Raw genomic sequence first — 18,984 nt, 5'->3', positions numbered from 1 at the left:
CGCCCGGCGGAGCCGAGCGACCCCGGCCCATGCCCGGTCTCTTCCATTTCATGCTTGTAATCCATGTCAAGTGGCGTGCTTCACACAAGAAAGCATGATCAACTCGGCGTTTATGTAAATGGATGTAAGGGGATGTCGGGGTATAGAAGGCATACCGGGCAGTACGCGCCGCATCCGGGCGCCCACGGGGAGCAGCCGGTCCGGCGGGGCGGGGAACGGCGCGCGGAAGCGCCCGGGGAGAGGCGGGGCGGCCGGGCCGGGAACCCGCCGCGGGGCCGTCGCGGCGCCGCCGCTCCGCGGCGGCCGGGAGGACCCTCCGGCCCCGCCCCGGCCCGGCGGCGCAGAAAATATTCCTTGCCGAGAATATTCGTTGTCAGGAATACTTGCCGTCATGGACGCACTCCTCACCGCACTGGCCGACCCGGCCCGTCTGCGGCTCGTGAGCCTCCTCGCCGAGCGGCCACGCCCGGTCGGAGTCCTCGCCCGGCTCGCCGGGGCGCGCCAGCCGCAGACGACCAAGCACCTGCAGACCCTTGAGCGCGCCGGCGTCGTCACCTCCCAGCGGACCGGCCGGCGCCGCATCTACGCGCTCCGGCCCGGCCCCCTGCGGGAGCTGGCGGCTGCGCTCGGCCGGCTCGCCGACGCCGCGGAGCAGGCCGGCGGCCCGCACGAGACCTACGACCGCTACGGGGCCGGCCTCCGCGCGGAGCGGCTCGCCGCGGTGGAGCCGGGGTGGGCGGACGGTCGTTCGTTCGGCTTCCACCGGTCGCTGACGGGCCGCCCCGAGCTGGTGTGGCGCCACCTGACCGAGGCCGCCCTGCTCACCCGCTGGTGGACGCCCGACGACCTCCGCGTCTCCGAACTCGTCTTCGAGGCGCGCGAAGGCGGGCGGATCGTCCAGGAGTACCGCGACGCCGAGGACGCCGACGGCTCCGACCCGGTCGCCGGGCGCGCGGAGGGGGTCGTCGACGAGGTACGCCCCGGTGAGCGCCTCGCCTACCGGCTCTCCCCACGGCTTCCCGGCGGCGGCCTCGCCTTCACCGCCCACGTCGCACTCGACCTGCGGCCCGCCGGGACCGGCACGGACCTCGACGTCCACTGGCGGATCACCGACAGCACCGTCGACTCCGCCGACTTCATCGCTGGCATCGAGATCGGCTTCGGCCAGAGCCTCGACAAGCTCGCGGCGGCCCTCGCCGCGGACGCACACGACACCGACAGCATCGACGCAAGGGGCACGCCATGACCGACTCGACCGGCCGCAGGGTGGCCGCGAACCTGAGCCTCTCCCTCGACGGGCGCTACCACGGCCCCGGCGGGCCCGGTGATTTCAGCATGTTCGCGCCGTACGTGACCTCCGAGGTCGCGCGGAACCAACTCGCCCGCATCTGGGAGGGCGCGACGACGGCGCTGCTCGGCCGGATCAACGCCGAGGGGTTCTTGGGGTACTGGCCGCCGGTCGCCGGGGACGAGAACGCCGACCCGCGTGACCGCGGATACGCGAAGTGGCTGGTGGACACGGAGAAGGTGGTCTTCTCGACCACCCTGACCGAAGCGCCGTGGGAGCGCACCCGCGTGGTGAACGCCCCGGCCGCCGACGTCGTCACCGAACTCAAGGCCACCGACGGGGGCGACATCCTCGTCAACAGCTGCCCGAGCGTCATCAAGCCGCTCCTCGCGGCGGACCTGCTCGACCGGCTGTACCTCATGGTCTTCCCCGAGATCGCCGGAGGCGGGCAGCGGCTGTTCGACGACGGCCTGCCGGCTTCGACGTGGGCGCTCACCCACCAGGAGGCCGGCGAGCTGGGCGAGATCGCCATGGTCTACGACCGAGTCCGCTGAGCCGGCCGACCGGCGCGGCCCGGCCGGCGAAGCGGCCCCGGCCCGCGGGCGGCCCTCCCGCGCGAACCCGCGCGCGGACGCCGCGGCAGCGTGGGGAGAGGGAGCCCGTCCTCGCGCGCGAGGCCGCCGGCTCGTCCCCGCCCGCGCCGCCGGCGGCTTGCGCCCGGAGGCCCGGAACGCGGCGGGGCCCCCGGCCGTCTCCGGCCGGGGGCCCCGCGCCGGCGGGCCCGCGAGGGGCCGCCGGCCAAGACCGCGGGTGGGTGCGGATCAGATGAGGCCGAGGCCGCGGACGGCCTCGCGCTCCTCCTCCAGCTCCTTCACCGAGGCGTCGATGCGGGCCCGCGAGAACTCGTTGATCTCCAGGCCCTGGACGATCTCGTACGTCCCGCCGGAGCAGGTGACCGGGAAGGAGGAGATCAGGCCCTCCGGCACGCCGTAGGAGCCGTCGGACGGGACGCCCATGGAGGTCCAGTCGCCCTCCGGGGTGCCGTTGACCCAGGTGTGGATGTGGTCGACGGCGGCGTTGGCGGCGGAGGCGGCCGAGGAGGCGCCGCGGGCCTCGATGATGGCGGCACCGCGCTTGGCGACGGTCGGGATGAACTCCTCGGCCAGCCACTTCTCGTCGTTCACGGCCTCGGCGGCGTTCTTGCCCGCGACCTCGGCGTGGAAGATGTCCGGGTACTGGGTCGCGGAGTGGTTGCCCCAGATGGTGAGCCTGCGGATCTCCGACACCGGGGTGCCGGTCCTCTTCGACAGCTGCGACAGCGCCCGGTTGTGGTCCAGGCGGGTCATGGCGGTGAAGCGCTCGGCCGGTACGTCCGGGGCGGCGGCCTGGGCGATCAGGGCGTTGGTGTTGGCCGGGTTGCCCACCACCAGGACCTTGATGTCGTCCGCGGCGTGGTCGTTGATGGCCTTGCCCTGCGGCTTGAAGATGCCGCCGTTGGCCTCCAGCAGGTCGCCGCGCTCCATGCCCTTGGTGCGGGGGCGGGCGCCGACGAGGAGGGCGACGTTGGCACCGTCGAACGCCTTGTTCGGGTCGTCGGTGATCTCGATGCCGCTGAGCAGCGGGAAGGCGCAGTCGTCCAGCTCCATGGCGGTGCCCTCGGCGGCCTTCAGCCCCTGCGGGATCTCCAGGAGGCGCAGCGCGACCGGCACGTCCGCGCCGAGCAGCTGACCGGAGGCGATGCGGAACAGCAGCGCGTAGCCGATCTGGCCGGCGGCGCCGGTGACGGTGACATTGACGGGAGTGCGGGTCATGGCGATCTCCGTAATACCTGACGGTGGCGGCTGGGTCCCCAACGTATCTCCACATCAAGAGACCCGGCGTCAGGCTATCCGACGGGCCGCGTGCGGAGGCAGCCGCCCGCGGGGGGATCGCGGGCGGCTGCCGGAGGGCGGTGCCGTACCCGTGGGGGGATACGGTGCTCCGTCTGCCCCGCCCCGGCTGCGCCATGCCGCCGCTCGCCGGTCCGGGCGCGCGGGGCGCGGTGGCACGGGACGAGGGAGCGCGGCGGCGGACCGCGCTCCGCCTCAGCCCTCGACGCACCCCCGCGGCCCGGCCGCGGACACCACGCAGGCGGACGGCGCCGCGGGGTCGGCGGCCGCGACCATCGGGGTGTAGGCCTCGCCGGCCTCCCCCACCGTCTCCTCCTGCGCCGCGTCCCGCGCGGTGACGCTCAGCGTGTCGCCCCGCGCGGCGCCCGTGACCCGGGCCCAGGCCGCCCGGCACGCCCCGCTGTAGCGGATCTCCACGTGCGCCCCGTCCACCGGGGCCTGCGCGACGGTCCTCGCGTGCGGACCGCCGCACCCCATGGCCTCCGGGTCGTGCCCCGTGCAGTCGTCACCGGAGCACCGCACGCCCCCGGACGGCCCCTGCGTCCCGGGGACCGCGGGCGAGGCCGCCGGCGCGGCGTCCCCGGCCTTCCCGCTCCCGTCGGTGCCCACGACGAAGGCACCCACCGCCACCAGGACCAGCACGCTGGCGGCACCCGCGAGCACCGCCCCCGGCGAATGCCGGCGCGCCGGCTCCGGCGGCGCTCCGGCAGATCCCGCCGGCCGTCCGGACCCGCCGGAACCCCGTGGTGCGGCGTCCCGGCCGGCTGCGGCGGGAACCCGGAGCACCACCGTGCGCTCCGGCTCGTCCTCCGGCAGCACCTTCCCCTGAGGCATTCGCCCTCCCCCCTCGTGCGCCCATGCGTCCGTACCCCTCCCGCGCCGCACCGGTTCCGCGCCCGCGCGGCCGGCCGTGTTCACGGGGATGACCGCACCCGGGCGGTGGTTCCCGGCCGTCGCACGGGAGTGAATGCGGCACATTGTCGCACCATATGGGCACGGCCCGGACGGCGCGGGTCAGCGGATCGTGAAGTGGACGATGTCCTCCAGGAAGGGGACCTCCAGCCACGGCCCCGGCTGCGCCATCATCGCCAGCAGCACGATCGCGGTGCCCAGTACGCCGTAGGTCAGCACGTCGGTGTAGCGGGAGCGCACGGCGAGCAGCCCGACCGACGGCACCGCCCAGCGCAGCACGGCCCCGGCCAGCACGGACAGGCCGACGACCAGGATGCCCGCGCGGAAGTTGGCGAGCGTCACCAGCAGTCCGGCACCCGCCGCGGTCAGCACGCACAGCATCGGCCACTGCCGCGCGGGGGCGGGGGCGTCACCGGGGGCCGCCCGGCCCCCGCCCTCGGGGCGTGCGGTGTCCCGGGTGATCAGCGGGAACCGCCGGGAGCGCCGCCCGGGCCCGCCGGCGCGGTTCCGGGCGCCTCCGTCCGCACGGCCGTCCGGCGCTCCGCCGGTCCTGTCCTCCTCAGCCGGCACGGCCCGTCCCCGCGGCCCGCTCCGCCGCCTCCACGACGTTCGCCAGCAGCATCGCCCGCGTCATCGGGCCGACGCCGCCCGGGTTCGGGGAGAGCCAGCCGGCCACCTCCGCCACGTCCGGGTGCACGTCGCCGACGATCCTGCCCTCCGCGTTCCGGCTGACGCCCACGTCCAGCACGGCCGCGCCCGGCCGGACGTGCTCGGGCCGCACCAGGTGCGGGGAGCCGGCCGCCGCCACCACGATGTCCGCCTCGCGCAGGTGGGCGGCCATGTCGCGGGTGCCGGTGTGGCACAGGGTCACCGTCGCGTTCTCCGAGCGGCGGGTGAGCAGCAGGCCGATGGAGCGGCCGACGGTGATGCCGCGGCCGACGACCGCGACGTTCGCCCCGTCGATCGCCACGCCGTGGCGGCGCAGCAGCTCGACGATGCCGTTGGGGGTGCACGGCAGCGGCGCGGGCTCGTTCAGCACCAGGCGGCCCAGGTTCGTCGGGTGGAGCCCGTCGGCGTCCTTGGCCGGGTCCATCAGCTCCAGGACGCGGTTGGTGTCGATCCCGCGCGGCAGCGGGAGCTGGACGATGTAACCGGTGCAGGCCGGATCCTCGTTCAGCTCGCGGACGACCGCCTCGATCTCCTCCTGGCTCGCGGTGCCGGGCAGCTCGCGCTGGATGGAGGCGATGCCGACCTGGGCGCAGTCGCGGTGCTTGCCCGCCACGTACTTCTGGCTGCCGACGTCGTCGCCGACCAGGAGCGTGCCCAGGCCGGGCTGGACGCCCCGGGCCCTGAGGGCCTCGACACGGGCGGTGAGTTCGGACTTGATCGCGGCTGCGGTGGCCTTGCCATCGAGAATCTGGGCGGTCATGGCCCCATCCTCGCGGATGCGGGGGCCGGGTCTCCACTCGCCCGGCCACCGGTGCGCCCGCGCCCACCCGGCGTCACCGCGGTGTCGCGCTCCGGAGCGCCCGGCGGGCGCGCGCACCGGCGCGCTCCCCGGCGGCGGCGTCCCGGAACCGGCGCGCCCAGGTCAGCATCCCGTACCGGCGGAGTTGCGGATTCGCCACATTCCCCGGTCCCGGCTGGACAGTGTCGGCCGCTCCCACCAGCATGGTCGCCGGTGCCGCACCCGCGGGGGGCCGACGGGCACGGCACACGGGGGAGGCACGCTCATGTACGACCCGATCCTCGCGCAGCGGAGCTGCGGGGGCGCCGCGGTGGTCCTCCGGACGTCCCCCGGGACATCCACTCGGCCCCGACCGTCCCCGTCCCTTCCGCTCGGAGGAAGACCCGCATGAGCTATCCGCAGCAGCCCGGCGGCCAGCCGCAGGACCCGTACGCCCAGCCCCCGCAGCCCGGCTACGGCTACCCGCAGCAGGGAGCGCCGCAGCCCGGCTACGGCTACCCGCAGCAGGGGGCGCCGCAGCCCGGCGGGGCCTACCCGCAGTACCCCCAGCAGCCCTACGGCGGCGGCATGCCGGCCTACGCGAGCTGGGGCGCCCGGGTGGGCGCGACGCTGCTGGACGGCCTGATCGTCAACCTGCTCCCGATGATCCTCGTGATCGTCGGCTACGTGCAGATCATCGGCGCCGCCGTCGACGCCACCGACAACTGCCCCCTGGGTGACACGGCCTGCGCCGAGTCGGCCATGCAGGTGCCCGGCAGCGCCTGGGTGCTGATCTCCATCGGCGCCGTGCTCGGCCTGATCGGCATGCTGTGGCTGGTCTACAAGGAGGGCACCACCGGGCAGACCCCCGGCAAGAAGGCCCTGAAGATCAGCGTGCTGAAGGAGGCCGACGGCAGCCCCCTCGGCTTCGGCATGGCCTTCGTGCGGCGGCTATGCCACATCCTGGACGGCCTGCCCTGCTACATCGGCTACCTGTGGCCGCTGTGGGACGCCAAGAAGCAGACCTTCGCCGACAAGGTCGTCAGCAGCGTCGTCGTCAAGCGCTGACACCGCCTCCCCTCCGGTACCCGGCGGCGCCCGCCGCCCGGCCGTCCCCTGCCTTGGTGTGTCGCCCCACCGGGCGGGGATGGTCCGGGCGGTACGGGGCACTTGTCGTCGGCAGGAGCGGCGAGGGACCGGGGGCCGTACCGCGCGCGCCGCGGTACGGCCCCCGGCGTCCGGCCGCCGCATCGACCGCGTCCGGAGGAACCGCCATGAGCCACTCCGATCCGAACGACCGCAACGGCCCCACCGGCCCCACCGGCCCGAACGACCCGTACCGGAAGAACCCCTACGCGGAGGGCCCCGGGCAGCCGCCGGGGCAGTACGGCCCTCCGCCCGACCGGCCCGGCGGCGAGTACGGGCAGCCCCCCGCGGGGCCCTTGCAGGCGCCGCCCGGGACGATGCCGGGCAAGGTGAGCTCGGCCCGGCTGGTCTTCCTCGTCGCGGGCGGCATCCAGGCGCTCTTCTCGGTGCTGCTCATGATCGCCTTCGCCTCGGCGAAGAACCGCCTGGAGGACACCTACGGCGATCTGGACGGCACCGGCACCGGCGCCTACTACACGCTGTTCGCCTTCTTCCTGCTCCACGCGCTCGCCGGCATCGCGCTCGCCGTGAGGTTCCCGCGCCGCGGCGGCGGTCTGCGGACCGCGGCCATCGTCTGGTCGGCGCTGCTGATCCTGCTCGGCATCGTGGCGCTGCCGCTCGGACTGCTGTGGATCGCCCTGGGCATCGTGTGCGTGGTGCTGCTGGCCTCCGCCGAGTCGGCGGCGTGGTTCGACCGCCGGCACGCCTGAGCCCACCGGGCGGCGACCGCCCCGGGCGCCCGCGCGGCACCGCACCGGGACGCGCCGGGGGCCGCACCTCCGGCAGGGGCGCGGCCCCCGGCGGGCCCGCTGCGCCGCCCGGCCGGGCGGCGCAGCGAAGCGGTGCCGTCAGTGGAAGAAGTGCCGCGTACCGGTGAGGTACATCGTCACGCCCGCCGCCTTGGCGGCCTCGACCACCTGCTCGTCGCGGACCGAGCCGCCCGGCTGGACCACGGCCCGCACGCCCGCGGCGGTGAGGACCTCCAGGCCGTCGGGGAAGGGGAAGAAGGCGTCGGAGGCCGCGTACGCACCGCGCGCCCGCTCCTCGCCGGCGCGCCGGACCGCGAGCTTCGCGGAGTCCACGCGGTTGACCTGGCCCATGCCGACCCCGACGGTGGCGCCGTCCTTGGCCAGCAGGATCGCGTTGGACTTCACCGCCCGGCAGGCCCGCCAGGCGAAGGCCAGCTCGGCCAGCTCCGCCGCGTCCAGCGCCTCGCCGGTGGCCAGGGTCCAGCCGGCGGGGTCGTCGCCGTCGGCCTGGAGGCGGTCGGCGACCTGGAGCAGCGCGCCGCCGTCGACCGGCTTGTGCTCCAGGCGCGCGGCCGGGGCCTCGGGACAGCGCAGCACCCGGATGTTCTTCTTGCGGGCCAGCACCTCCACCGCGCCGTCCTCGTAGCCGGGGGCGACGATGACCTCGGTGAAGATCTCGGCGACCTGCTCGGCCATCGCCACCGACACCGGGCGGTTGACGGCGATCACGCCGCCGAAGGCGGAGAGCGGGTCGCAGGCGTGGGCCTTGCGGTGGGCCTCGGCGACGTCCGCGCCGATCGCGATGCCGCAGGGGTTGGCGTGCTTGATGATCGCCACGCAGGGCTCGGCGTGGTCGTAGGCGGCCCGGCGCGCGGCCTCGGTGTCCGTGTAGTTGTTGTAGGACATCTCCTTGCCGTGCAGCTGCTCGGCGTCGGCCAGGCCGCCGCTGCCGTCGCTGTAGAGGGCGGCGGGCTGGTGCGGGTTCTCGCCGTAGCGCAGCACGTCCGAGCGCCGGTAGGCGGTGCCGAGGAAGTCGGGGAAGCCGGAGTCGTCGGCCGGGGCGTAGTCGCCCGCGAACCAGGAGGCGACGGCCACGTCGTACGCCGCGGTGTGGGCGAACGCCTCGGCCGCCAGCCGCCTGCGGGCCGCGAGGTCGAAGCCGCCGTTCCCGACGGCCTCCAGCACCTCGCCGTAGCGGCCGGGGTTGACGACGACGGCCACCGACGGGTGGTTCTTGGCGGCGGCGCGGACCATCGAGGGGCCGCCGATGTCGATCTGCTCCACGCACTCGTCGGGGGAGGCGCCGGAGGCGACGGTCTCGCGGAAGGGGTAGAGGTTGACGACGACGAGGTCGAAGGGCTCCACCTTCAGCTCGTCGAGCTGCCGGCGGTGGTCCTCCAGGCGCAGGTCGGCGAGGATGCCCGCGTGGACGCGCGGGTGCAGCGTCTTCACCCGGCCGTCCAGGCACTCGGGGAAGCCGGTCAGCTCCTCCACCGGAGTGACCTCCACGCCCGCGGCGGCGATCCGCGCGGCCGTCGAGCCCGTCGAGACGATCCGCACGCCCGCCGCGTCCAGACCCCGGGCCAGCTCCTCCAGGCCCGTCTTGTCGTAGACGCTGACCAGCGCGCGCCGGACGGGGCGCCGGGTGGTCGCAGTGCCCTCAGAGCCATCAGTCATGACCGAGAATGACCTTTCTTCCCTCAATGCGGTAGCCGTGGCGGGCGAGCCGTCCCACGGTGTCGACGAGCAGTCGTCGCTCGACTTCCTTGATCCGCTCGTGGAGCGTGGATTCGTCGTCCGCCTCCCGCACCTCGACCACGCCCTGGGCGATGATCGGGCCGGTGTCGACGCCGTCGTCGACGAAGTGGACGGTGCACCCGGTGACCTTCACGCCGTACGCGAGCGCGTCGCGCACGCCGTGGGCGCCGGGAAAGCCGGGGAGCAGGGCGGGGTGGGTGTTGACCAGGCGTCCGCCGAACCGGGCCAGGAACTCCTTGCCCACGATCTTCATGAAGCCCGCGGAGACCACCAGGTCCGGCTCGTGCGCCGCGGTCGCCGCGGCCAGTGCGCGGTCCCAGGCGGCCCGGTCGGCGTGGTCCCGCACCCGGCAGACGAAGGTGGGCAGTCCGGCGCGCTCGGCGCGCTCCAGCCCGGCGATGCCGTCGCGGTCGGCGCCCACGGCCACGACCTCGGCGCCGTAGGCGGCCGGCCCCTCCTCGGCCACGGCGTCCAGCAGGGCCTGGAGGTTGGTGCCCGAACCGGAGACGAGGACGACGACGCGGGCCGGGGAGTGGGCGGCGGCGAAGCGGGAAGCGGAAGCCACGACGAGGCTCTCTCTCGAAGGGGTGGTGCGGCTTTGTGCGGTCGTACAAGTCCAGGGGCCGGGTGATTCCGGGGAACCCTACGAAGCGGCCGACCGTCAGCAACGATACCGGCACACCGGAAGGCCCCCTCGGGACGGGTGGACGGCCGCCCGGTAGCGTCTGGGCCACGTGCACCGCCGCGCACCCCGCGGCGCGCGCCGCAGCGCGCGTCACCGGGGGCGTCGCCGCGCACGCCACGCACCACACAAACGCACATCCGCACGGCCCCGCGCCGGGACGACACCCAGGGGAAGACGCAGAGCAATGACGGACCGACGCCGCCGCGCAGCCCTCGCCACTCCGACCGGAATCCCGGCCGGCACCGCCCCGGTCCTGCTCCGGCTGCGGCGGTCGCCGTCGGACCCGTCCGGGTCCCCGGGGGCGTCCGGCGGGTCCGGGGGCCAGGACGGCGGCTCCCGCGGCGGATCGGACGACAACCCCTTCGCGCCGCCGCCCGAGGACCGCCCCGAGCAGCCGTGGCGCCCGCGCTTCCCGGCGGGCTCCGGCCGGAACGGGGGCGGCGACGGCGACGGCCGGGGCGGCGGGGACCGCCCACCGCAGTGGGGCGGCCGGTGGAGCAGCCGCCAGCCGCACCGCCAGAGCGGCGGCCTCGGCGGAGGCGGCCGGGAGGAGGGCCCCGGCGGGCGGTCCGGCCCCGGCGGCCAGGGCGGCCCGCGCTGGGACCCGACCGATCCGGTCCAGCGGCGCGCCCGGTACGCCCTGCTGTCGGGCATGTGGGGCGTCTTCTTCGCCCTCTTCGGGCTGACCTGGCTGGCGGCCCCGCTGGGCGCGCTGGCCGTGTACTGGGGAATCGACTCGCTGCGGGGCAGGGGCGGCGGGGACGGCGGGACGGGCGGCCCGGACGCCCCGCGTGCGGCGACCCGGCCGGAGGACGTGGCGGGTTCGAGCGGCTCGCCGGGCCCGTCCGGGGCGGACGGCGCCGCCGGGCCGTCCGGGGCCCCCGCCTGGAGCCCCGGCGCGGGGCCCTCCGCGCAGCCGGGGCAGGGCCCCCGGCCGCAGACGGCGGCGGCGGTGAGCGGACTGGTCACGGGCGCCGTCGCGCTGCTGATCATCGCGGCGCAGTTCACGGTGCAGCTCGTCTACCGCGACTACTTCGTCTGCGTCGAGGACGCCCTCACCACCTCCTCCCGCGAGGCGTGCGAGCGGCACCTGCCCGAGGAGCTGCGGCCCCTCTTCGGCGAGCGCGACGGCTGACCGGACCGGCGGGGCCGCCCGTCAGCGGGTGCCCTGGCGCTGCGGGCCCCGCAGCCGCAGGGCCCGCAGCGCCAGGGCACCCGGCACGCCCAGGACCACGGTCCACACCAGCGCGGCCGCCCCGGTGAGCGCCCAGTCCGGGCCGAGGTGGGCGAGGGCGCCCGTGCCCAGCGGCCCGCCCGCCCACGCCGCCAGCAGCGCCGTCGCGGCCCCGCAGCCGCAGGCGGCCAGAGCGGCGGCGCACGCCGTCGCCCCTGCGCCCAGCGCGCACCTGCCCCGCTCCGGTGCGGCGGTGCGCGCCACGCTCCGGGCCGCGGCCGTGCCGGCCGCCAGCGGCACCGCGGCGGCCAGCGCCCACGCCGCGGGCGAGCCGGGGCCCTCGGCCGGTACGGCGGCCAGCAGCGGGAAGTCCGGCAGCGGCGGCACGGCGGTCACGGCCGACGGCCCCACGGCGCTGCCGCCGCCGAGCGTGAAGCCGGGGCCGAGGCCGTAGGCGGCCCCCCACACGGCCGCGTTCGGCACCAGCGCCAGGGAGAGCAGCAGGGTCGCGGCGTACCCCGACCAGGTGGGGGTGATCGGCGGGAACGCCGACCGCTGGGCCGTGGCCACGTGCCACAGCAGGGAGCCCGCCGCCAGCAGCGCCCCGGCGGCGCACAGGGCGGCGGTCGCCGCGAGGGTGCCGCGGACGGCCGCGAGGGCGCCGGTCCGGGTCAGCACCGCGCGCAGGAGCGGCGGCGCGGCGGCCCGCAGGCGCCGGGGACCCCTCGCGGAGAGGCCGGGGAGCCTCCCCCGGGCCGTCCAGACCCCCGCGGCCACCGCGCCCGCCACCACGGCGGGCAGCCGCTGCGCGGCTCCCAGCGGGTCGACCCGGACGGGCCCGGAGGAGGCGTACGCGGTGACGGCGGCGGCGACCAGCAGGTACCCGGCGGCGATCCAGCACGCGGACCGCCAGGGCGAGCCGTCCGGCCCCCCGCCGAGCGCCGCCGCCCGGGCCGTGCGGTGCAGCAGCCACAGCGGCACGGCGCACAGCAGCAGCGGCGTCAGCCCGACGGGTGCCGGTGTCCCGCCGAGGGTCTCGGTGCGGACGAGGGGGGCGCCGTGGCCCATCAGCCACAGGTCGGCGGCGATGTGCAGGGCGCCGCCGGGGCCGTCGTCCGGGTAGGGGGAGGCGATCCACAGGACCAGGACCACAACCGTGATCCCTCCCAGGCCCAGCCCGGCGGCCATCGCGCCGTCGAGCAGCCGCTCCCGGAGGGGGACGGGGGCGCGGCGGGGCGCCGCGGGGGCGCGACGGGGCGGCGGGGGCGGCGACGTCTCCTGACGGGTCATCGAGTGCACGCCGACATGCTGCCAACACCACGTGCTTCGCCCGGGTAGCGGGGAAACGATCGATGTGTCGCACACGATCCTCTATGGACTTTTCCATACAGTGCACCTGTACGTATTTCGTACGGCGCAGCCGTCGACGACCTCCAGGGAGCGGGCAGCCCCATGACCGAGACAGCCTCCGTCCGCGCGCCCGGCAGCGGCACACGGACCGGGAGCGGCGGCGGGACCGGTGCCCGGGCGGACGGGACGGGCGGGAAGGCCGGGGCGGCCCGCGGGGCCGGAGCGGCCGGAGCCGGGGGCCGGGGCGCCCCCGCCGCGGAGCCGCCGCCGCCCCCGTCCGGGCCGCCGCACGGCCCGGAGGCGGCGGATCCGGTGGCGGCGGGCCCGGTGGCGGGCCCGGGGACGGACGGCCCGGCCGCCGCGTTCGACCTGCTGTACACGCGGCACGCCGATCCCCTGTTCCGGCAGGCGTACCTGCTCACCGGCGACCGGGACCTGGCCGGGAGGGCGGTGGCGCACGCCTTCCGGCGGGCCTGGGAGCGGTGGCCCGAGGTGGCCGTGGACCCGGATCCGGCGGGCTGGGTGCGCGCCGCGGCGCACGACTACGCGCTGGCGCCCTGGCACCGGCTGCTCCCCCGCCTCCGCACCCCGCCGCGGCGCGGGACGAGCGGCCCGGAACTGCTGCTGGAGGCACTGCTGCGGCTGCCGCCGGTCTACCGGCGCACGCTGCTGCTGCACGACGGGCTGGGCCTGGACCTGCCGGAGACGGCCGCCGAGTGCGAGGCGAGCACCGCGGCCGCCGCCGGCCGGCTGATGCACGCGCGCGAGGGACTGGCCGAGTACGTCCCCGGGCTGACCCGCGTGGCTCCGGAGCGGCGCCGGAGGATGGTCCGCGGCCTGCTGGAGGGGACGGCCGCCGCCGGACCCGCGCCCCGGACGGTCCCCGCCCGCGCGGTGCGCGGCATGAGCGAGGGCCGGGTGCGGCTGCGGACGGGTGCCGCGGTGGGGCTGACGGCGCTGCTGGCGGTGGCGGTGGGGCTCACCGCCGCGGCCGGACCCCAGGGGTACCCGGCGCCCGGGCGGGCACCCGCCGTCTCCGTCCACTCCCCTGGCGGCGGCGGGACGGCGGACGGCGACTGACGGCGGCGGACGGCGGCTGACGCGTCGGAGGGGGACGGCCGGGCGCCCCGCACCGGCCCCGGAACGGCCGCGGGCCCGCACCCCGGAGGGTGCGGGCCCGCGCCGTGCGGCGTTCCGCGGGGGACGGCGTCAGCCGGCGAGCACCTCGCGCGCCAGGCGGGCGGTCTCGGACGGGGTCTTGCCGACCTTCACGCCCGCGGCCTCCAGGGCCTCCTTCTTCGCCTGGGCGGTGCCGGAGGAGCCGGAGACGATGGCGCCGGCGTGGCCCATGGTCTTGCCCTCCGGCGCGGTGAAGCCCGCGACGTAGCCGACGACCGGCTTGGTGACGTTGGCCTTGATGTACTCCGCGGCCCGCTCCTCGGCGTCGCCGCCGATCTCGCCGATCATCACGATCAGGTCGGTGTCGGGGTCGGCCTCGAAGGCGGCCAGGGCGTCGATGTGGGTGGTGCCGATGATCGGGTCACCGCCGATGCCGACGCAGGTGGAGAAGCCGATGTCGCGCAGCTCGTACATCATCTGGTACGTCAGCGTGCCGGACTTCGACACCAGGCCGATGCGGCCGGGCTTGGTGATGTCGGCCGGGATGATGCCCGCGTTGGACTGGCCCGGGGTGATCAGACCGGGGCAGTTCGGGCCGATGATGCGGGTCTTGTTGCCCTTGGAGCCCGCGTAGGCCCAGAACTCGGCGGTGTCGTGGACGGCGATGCCCTCGGTGATCACCACGGCGAGCGGGATCTCGGCGTCGATCGCCTCCTTCACCGCGTCCTTGGTGAACTTCTCCGGGACGAAGACGACGGTGACGTCGGCGCCGGTGGCCTCCATGGCCTCCTTGACCGTGCCGAACACCGGTACCTCGGTGCCGTCGAAGTCGACGCTCGTGCCCGCCTTGCGCGGGTTGACGCCGCCGACGATGTTGGTGCCGGAGGCCAGCATGCGCCGGGTGTGCTTCTGGCCCTCCGAGCCGGTCATCCCCTGGACGATGACCTTGCTTTCCTTGGTGAGGAAGATAGCCATGGTTCTTCGGTGTCCTCGTCCCTCGTTACTTCGCGGCCAGCTCGGCGGCCCGCTCGGCGGCGCCGTCCATGGTGTCGACCTGCTGCACCAGCGGGTGGTCGGCGTCGTTCAGGATCTTGCGGCCCAGCTCCGCGTTGTTGCCGTCGAGACGGACGACCAGCGGCTTGCTGACCTCCTCGCCCTTGGACTTGAGCAGCTCCAGGGCCTGCACGATGCCGTTGGCGACCGCGTCGCAGGCGGTGATGCCGCCGAAGACGTTGACGAAGACGGACTTCACGTCCGGGTCGCCGAGGATGATCTCCAGGCCGTTGGCCATGACCTCGGCGGAGGCTCCGCCGCCGATGTCGAGGAAGTTGGCGGGCTTGACGCCGCCGTGGTTCTCGCCGGCGTAGGCCACCACGTCCAGGGTGCTCATGACGAGGCCCGCGCCGTTGCCGATGATGCCGACCTGGCCGTCGAGCTTGACGTAGTTCAGGCCCTTGGCCTTGGCCGCGGCCTCCAGCGGGTTGGCGGCGGCCTTGTCCTCCAGGTCCGCGTGGTGCGGCTGGCGGAACTCGGCGTTGGCGTCCAGGGACACCTTGCCGTCCAGGGCGATGATGTCACCGGCGCCGGTCTTGACCAGCGGGTTCACCTCGACCAGGAGGGCGTCCTCCTTGACGAAGACCGTCCACAGCTTCTGGAGGACGTCGACGATCTTGTCGGCGACCTCGGCGGGGAACTTCGCGGCCTCGACGATCTCGCGGGCCTTGGCCTCGGTGACGCCCTCGACGGCGTCGACCGGGATCTTGGCGAGGGCCTCGGGCTTGGTGGCCGCGACCTCCTCGATGTCCATGCCGCCCTCGACCGACGCCATGGCCAGGAAGGTGCGGTTGGCGCGGTCCAGCAGGAAGGAGACGTAGTACTCCTCCGCGATGTCCGCGGTCTGGGCCAGCATCACCTTGTGGACGGTGTGGCCCTTGATGTCCATGCCCAGGATCTGGCCGGCCTTCTCGACCGCGTCCTCCGGGTCGGAGGCCAGCTTCACACCGCCGGCCTTGCCCCGGCCGCCGGTCTTCACCTGCGCCTTGACGACCGCGCGACCGCCGAGTCGCTCGGTCACCTCGCGCGCCGCCTCGGGCGTCTCGATGACTTCACCGGCCAGCACCGGCACGTCATGCTTGGCGAAGAGATCCCTCGCCTGGTACTCGAACAGGTCCACGCGCGTCCGTCCCTAGTTTGGTATCGCGGTTCGTTGTCAGCGTGGGCGTGCCGCGTGGCCGCGGCGTCAGCGGGGGCGCGCGGCATGTCCGCCTTGCAGGTTAGCCCTGTCCGTGTGCCCGGCATAAATCACAGCTCACACCCGTGCGGTGACAACGGTCACAGATGCGCGCCCCCGCCCGGCATCCGGGGCCGGGCGGCCCCCCCCCCGTCCGGCCCGGATGCCGGGCGGGGGCACTCGCCGGCGGGGCGGGGCGGCGGGCGACCGGTCAGCGGAGCTGGCGGCGGACCAGTTCGTGGAAGAGGCCGCCGGTGTCGGCGAGCAGGTCGGCCGGGGCGCCCTGCTGGACGATCCGCCCCTCGGCCATGACGACCACCCGGTCGGCGTCCATGACCGTGGAGAGCCGGTGGGCGATCACCACCCGGGTGCAGCGCAGGGCGCGGGTGGACTCCATGACCACGCCCTGGGCCTCGTTGTCCAGCGCGCTGGTGGCCTCGTCGAGGAAGAGGACGCGGGGCCTGCGGACCAGGGCCTGGGCGATCATCAGCCGCTGGCGCTGGCCGCCCGAGACGGTGCCGCCGCCCTCGGAGAGCATGGTGTGCAGGCCCATCGGCATGGCCTTGACGTCCTCGGCCAGGCCCGCCATCGCGAGCGCCTCCCACACCTCCTCCTGCGTGTACGTCTCGGCGCCCGAGACGCACTCCAGGATCGAGCCGTTCAGCGGCCGGGCGTTCTGGAGCACGACGCCGCACTGGCGGCGCACGGCCACCCGGTCGAGCGCCGCCAGGTCCTGCCCGTCGTACAGGACGCTGCCGGAGGTGGGCCGGTCGAAGCCGATGAGCAGCCGCAGCAGCGTCGACTTGCCGCAGCCGCTGGCGCCGACGACGGCGACGAACTCGCCCGGGCTGATGCGGAGGTCCACGCCGTCGAGCACCAGCGGGCCGTCCTCGGTGTACCGGTAGGAGAGGTCCCTCACCTCGATCGCCCCGCTCAGCTCCCCCGGCCGCACGCTGCCGCCCTCCACCTCCGGCATCTCCCGGAGCACCGGCCTGACCTGCTCGAACATCGGCAGCACGGCGGCGGCCGAGATGAGCGCGCCGGTCAGCTGGGTGACGGAGGTGAGCATCATCGTCACGGCGGTGCCGAAGGTGAGGAAGGCGGCGGCGGACATGCTGCCGCGGGCCGGCCCGGCCAGCAGCGCGAACATCACCAGCGTGCACAGCGGCAGGTAGACCGCGTTGAGCACCGAGAGGACGTTCGCGATCCGCCCGGCGCGCTGCTGGAGCCTGCGGGTGCGGGCGAACTCCCGCGCCCAGGCCGCGTAGGCGAAGCTCTCGGCGGCGGCGACCCGCAGCTTGGGCAGGCCGCGCAGGGTCTGGAAGGCCTGGTTGTCGAGCCGGTGGTTCAGCTTGACCAGCTGCCGCTGGTAGCGCAGCTGCCACAGGCCCAGGCCGAGGAAGACCACCGCGATCACCAGCAGCATGGCGATCGCCGCCAGGGCCAGCGGCACGCTGTGCACGAGCAGCACCACCAGGTTGACCGCGCCGACGGTGACCGACTGGAGGGCCACCGAGCCGATGCCGGACACGGTGCGGCGGATGGTGCTGATGCCCATGGCCGCACCGGCCAGCTCACCGGTGGAGCGGCTCGCGAAGAACGGGGCGGGCAGCCGCAGCAGCCGGTCCCACACGGCCGGCTGCAAGGTGGCCTCGATGCGCCCCTCCATCCGCAGGACGGAGACGTTCTGCAGCAGGGAGAAGGCGGCCGAGAGGACGGCGGCGGCGACGAGTGCCAGCGCCGTCTGCACGATGAGGCCGGTCTCGCCCTCCGGCACGTACTCGCCGAGCACCCGGCCGGTGGCGACGGGCACCAGGGCCCCCAGGCAGACCGCGACCAGGCCCCCCAGGACGAGGGCGCGCAGTTCGCCGCGGACGCCGCGGACGCTGAAGCGCACCAGGCCGAGCAGGCCCAGGGGGCGGTCGGGCAGCGGCCGGTAGAACATCACGGCGCCGGTCCCGAAGTCCGCCGCGTTCCCCCCGCCGACGCGCTCGCGGTCCCCGGTGGCCGGATCGACGGCCTCGTAGCCGCCGCGCCGCCACAGCAGCGCGACCGGCGCCCCGTCCCGCGCGCGGTGCCCCACCAGGGGGCCGTGGTCCTCCTTCCACCAGCGACCGGAGAGCCTGACGGTGCGGGTGCGGATCCGGGAGGCGAGCGCGACGCGCTCGACCGGGTCCGTGCGGCCGGGGTCGCCGTCGGTGCCGGCGGGCCGCTTCAGGGCGATGCCGGCCCGCTCGGCCACCAGGCGGCACGCGGCGAAGGTGGCGTCGTCGTCCGCGGTGTCGCGGGGGACGCCGCGGGGGCGGCCGATGGAGGCGAGCAGCGTGCGGTCCGCCCGGGTGCGGGCGGCCTCGCCGGCCTCGATGCCGGCCGCGGTGCGGTCCTCGTGGGCGCGCTCGGCCTCCTCGATCCGGTCGTCCAGGGCGTACATCAGCCGGTACTGCCGGTCGACCATGCCCTGCCACATCGCCGGGTCGACCAGGAGGGTGCCGGCGGCCTCCGCCTCGTAGGCGGCGCCGTACGCCACGCTGCCGGGGGTGATCTGCATCCACAGGATGTCGTCGTCGGTGCCCGGCTGCCCGGTGGCGGCGGGGCCGTCGGCCGGTGCCTGGTAGAGGACCCGCAGGCCGCGGCCGATGCCCCGGGCGAAGGCCTCCTCCAGCGGGCTGAGCCGCGCCTGCGCAACGTGGTCCGCAGGGCCCCCGGGGCCGGTGTCCCACCGGCCGGCCGCCCACTGGGCCGTGTCCCAGCCCCACGGCCCGTCCGGGTGGGTCCCGGCGCCGCCGTGGCCCGCGTCCCAGGGGCCGGCCGGTGCGGGGACGTGCAGTTCGCGCAGTTCTATGCGGTGCAGGCGGCAGCCGGGCACGGGACGCGCGGCCAGGGTGTGCCGGGGCCCCTGGACCGGTCCCAGCAGCAGGGTGCCCGTGCCCACCCGGCCCAGGAAGTGCCACGGGCCGCCGGGTGCGGCGCCGGGCGCGGGCGGCCCGCCGGACGCGCCGTCCCGCTCGGTGCCGACGGCGAACAGGTCCAGGGAGCCGCCGGCCACGAGCCACAGCACGTGCGGGCCCTCCAGCGACAGGCTGCGCACGCCGGCGCAGTCCACCGCCGTGCCCAGCCGTCCCAGGGCCGCGACGACGGGATCGGCGGCGGGGTCGGCGGATTCGACGGGGCCGGCGGGGCCGCCCGCATGGCCGGCGGCTCCGTGGCCGGCGTACTCCCGCGTCCGGTCCCCGTACG

General features: G+C 75.7%; 16 protein-coding genes. 6 read left to right on the top strand and 10 right to left on the bottom strand.

Going from position 1 to position 18,984, the window contains the following annotated elements; all coding sequences use genetic code 11:
- The first annotated feature begins 391 nt into the window (after positions 1-391).
- Both ACFSJS_RS12390 and ACFSJS_RS12385 read left to right on the top strand, forming a co-directional pair.
- Complete coding sequence (locus tag ACFSJS_RS12390; RefSeq protein WP_380899415.1) at positions 392-1,246, top strand: metalloregulator ArsR/SmtB family transcription factor; 855 nt, start codon at positions 392-394, stop codon at positions 1,244-1,246.
- Positions 1,243-1,842 (top strand): dihydrofolate reductase family protein, encoded by a 600-nt coding sequence (locus ACFSJS_RS12385; protein ID WP_380899413.1) that lies wholly within the window; start codon positions 1,243-1,245, stop codon positions 1,840-1,842. Before ACFSJS_RS12390 ends, ACFSJS_RS12385 begins: the two co-directional genes overlap by 4 nt.
- Positions 1,843-2,109: 267 nt before the next feature.
- Here the strand turns inward: ACFSJS_RS12385 and ACFSJS_RS12380 are convergent, their stop codons facing one another.
- The 4 genes from ACFSJS_RS12380 to ACFSJS_RS12365 form a co-directional block, all read right to left on the bottom strand.
- Positions 2,110-3,099, bottom strand: coding sequence for a malate dehydrogenase (locus tag ACFSJS_RS12380; RefSeq protein WP_380899411.1), 990 nt, complete (start codon positions 3,097-3,099; stop codon positions 2,110-2,112).
- A gap of 273 nt (positions 3,100-3,372) precedes the next feature.
- Positions 3,373-3,840 (bottom strand): DUF2690 domain-containing protein, encoded by a 468-nt coding sequence (locus ACFSJS_RS12375; protein WP_380899409.1) that lies wholly within the window; start codon positions 3,838-3,840, stop codon positions 3,373-3,375.
- A gap of 351 nt (positions 3,841-4,191) precedes the next feature.
- Positions 4,192-4,659, bottom strand: a complete 468-nt coding sequence (locus ACFSJS_RS12370) for a DUF3017 domain-containing protein (RefSeq protein ID WP_380899407.1) — start codon at positions 4,657-4,659, stop codon at positions 4,192-4,194.
- Positions 4,649-5,518 carry a bifunctional methylenetetrahydrofolate dehydrogenase/methenyltetrahydrofolate cyclohydrolase gene (locus tag ACFSJS_RS12365; RefSeq protein ID WP_380899405.1) on the bottom strand — a complete coding sequence of 290 codons (870 nt, stop codon included), beginning with the start codon at positions 5,516-5,518 and terminating at the stop codon, positions 4,649-4,651. Before ACFSJS_RS12365 ends, ACFSJS_RS12370 begins: the two co-directional genes overlap by 11 nt.
- A gap of 426 nt (positions 5,519-5,944) precedes the next feature.
- On the opposite strand from ACFSJS_RS12365, the gene ACFSJS_RS12360 reads away from it, so the two are divergent.
- Complete coding sequence (locus tag ACFSJS_RS12360) at positions 5,945-6,604, top strand: RDD family protein (protein WP_380899403.1); 660 nt, start codon at positions 5,945-5,947, stop codon at positions 6,602-6,604.
- 206 nt (positions 6,605-6,810) lie between these two features.
- Positions 6,811-7,392: a hypothetical protein gene (locus tag ACFSJS_RS12355; protein ID WP_380899401.1), complete on the top strand. Its 582-nt coding sequence runs from the start codon at positions 6,811-6,813 to the stop codon at positions 7,390-7,392.
- A gap of 138 nt (positions 7,393-7,530) precedes the next feature.
- Here ACFSJS_RS12355 and purH read toward each other — a convergent pair whose 3' ends face one another.
- Positions 7,531-9,108, bottom strand: a complete 1,578-nt coding sequence (gene purH, locus ACFSJS_RS12350; RefSeq protein ID WP_380899400.1) for a bifunctional phosphoribosylaminoimidazolecarboxamide formyltransferase/IMP cyclohydrolase — start codon at positions 9,106-9,108, stop codon at positions 7,531-7,533.
- On the bottom strand, positions 9,101-9,754 hold the full coding sequence (gene purN, locus ACFSJS_RS12345; RefSeq protein WP_380899399.1) for a phosphoribosylglycinamide formyltransferase: 654 nt from the start codon (positions 9,752-9,754) through the stop codon (positions 9,101-9,103). The genes purH and purN overlap by 8 nt, the downstream gene beginning before the upstream one ends.
- A 304-nt stretch (positions 9,755-10,058) precedes the next feature.
- Here purN and ACFSJS_RS12340 point away from each other — a divergent pair, with 304 nt between their 5' ends.
- Positions 10,059-11,009, top strand: coding sequence for a hypothetical protein (locus ACFSJS_RS12340; RefSeq protein WP_380899398.1), 951 nt, complete (start codon positions 10,059-10,061; stop codon positions 11,007-11,009).
- 21 nt (positions 11,010-11,030) lie between these two features.
- Here ACFSJS_RS12340 and ACFSJS_RS12335 read toward each other — a convergent pair whose 3' ends face one another.
- Entirely contained in the window at positions 11,031-12,338 is a 1,308-nt protein-coding gene (locus ACFSJS_RS12335) for a cell division protein PerM (protein ID WP_380899675.1), read from the bottom strand.
- Positions 12,339-12,500: 162 nt separating this feature from the next.
- On the opposite strand from ACFSJS_RS12335, the gene ACFSJS_RS12330 reads away from it, so the two are divergent.
- The gene (locus tag ACFSJS_RS12330) at positions 12,501-13,478 is read left to right on the top strand and encodes an RNA polymerase sigma factor (RefSeq protein ID WP_380899397.1); all 978 of its coding nucleotides are present in this window, start codon (positions 12,501-12,503) and stop codon (positions 13,476-13,478) included.
- A gap of 129 nt (positions 13,479-13,607) precedes the next feature.
- On the opposite strand, the gene sucD is transcribed toward ACFSJS_RS12330, so the two are convergent.
- The 3 genes from sucD to ACFSJS_RS12315 form a co-directional block, all read right to left on the bottom strand.
- A complete protein-coding gene (gene sucD / locus ACFSJS_RS12325) occupies positions 13,608-14,492 on the bottom strand; it encodes a succinate--CoA ligase subunit alpha (RefSeq protein ID WP_380899396.1) in 885 nt (294 codons plus the stop codon).
- A 25-nt stretch (positions 14,493-14,517) separates the two neighbouring features.
- The gene (gene sucC / locus ACFSJS_RS12320) at positions 14,518-15,690 is read right to left on the bottom strand and encodes an ADP-forming succinate--CoA ligase subunit beta (RefSeq protein WP_380899395.1); all 1,173 of its coding nucleotides are present in this window, start codon (positions 15,688-15,690) and stop codon (positions 14,518-14,520) included.
- Between the two features lie 268 nt (positions 15,691-15,958).
- Positions 15,959-18,871, bottom strand: a complete 2,913-nt coding sequence (locus ACFSJS_RS12315; protein WP_380899673.1) for an NHLP bacteriocin export ABC transporter permease/ATPase subunit — start codon at positions 18,869-18,871, stop codon at positions 15,959-15,961.
- Positions 18,872-18,984 lie beyond the last annotated feature (113 nt).

It is taken from the genome of Streptomyces desertarenae, from assembly GCF_042681365.1.
GTDB lineage: Bacteria > Actinomycetota > Actinomycetes > Streptomycetales > Streptomycetaceae > Streptomyces > Streptomyces desertarenae.
This window is presented reverse-complemented; position numbering and strand designations above follow the sequence as displayed.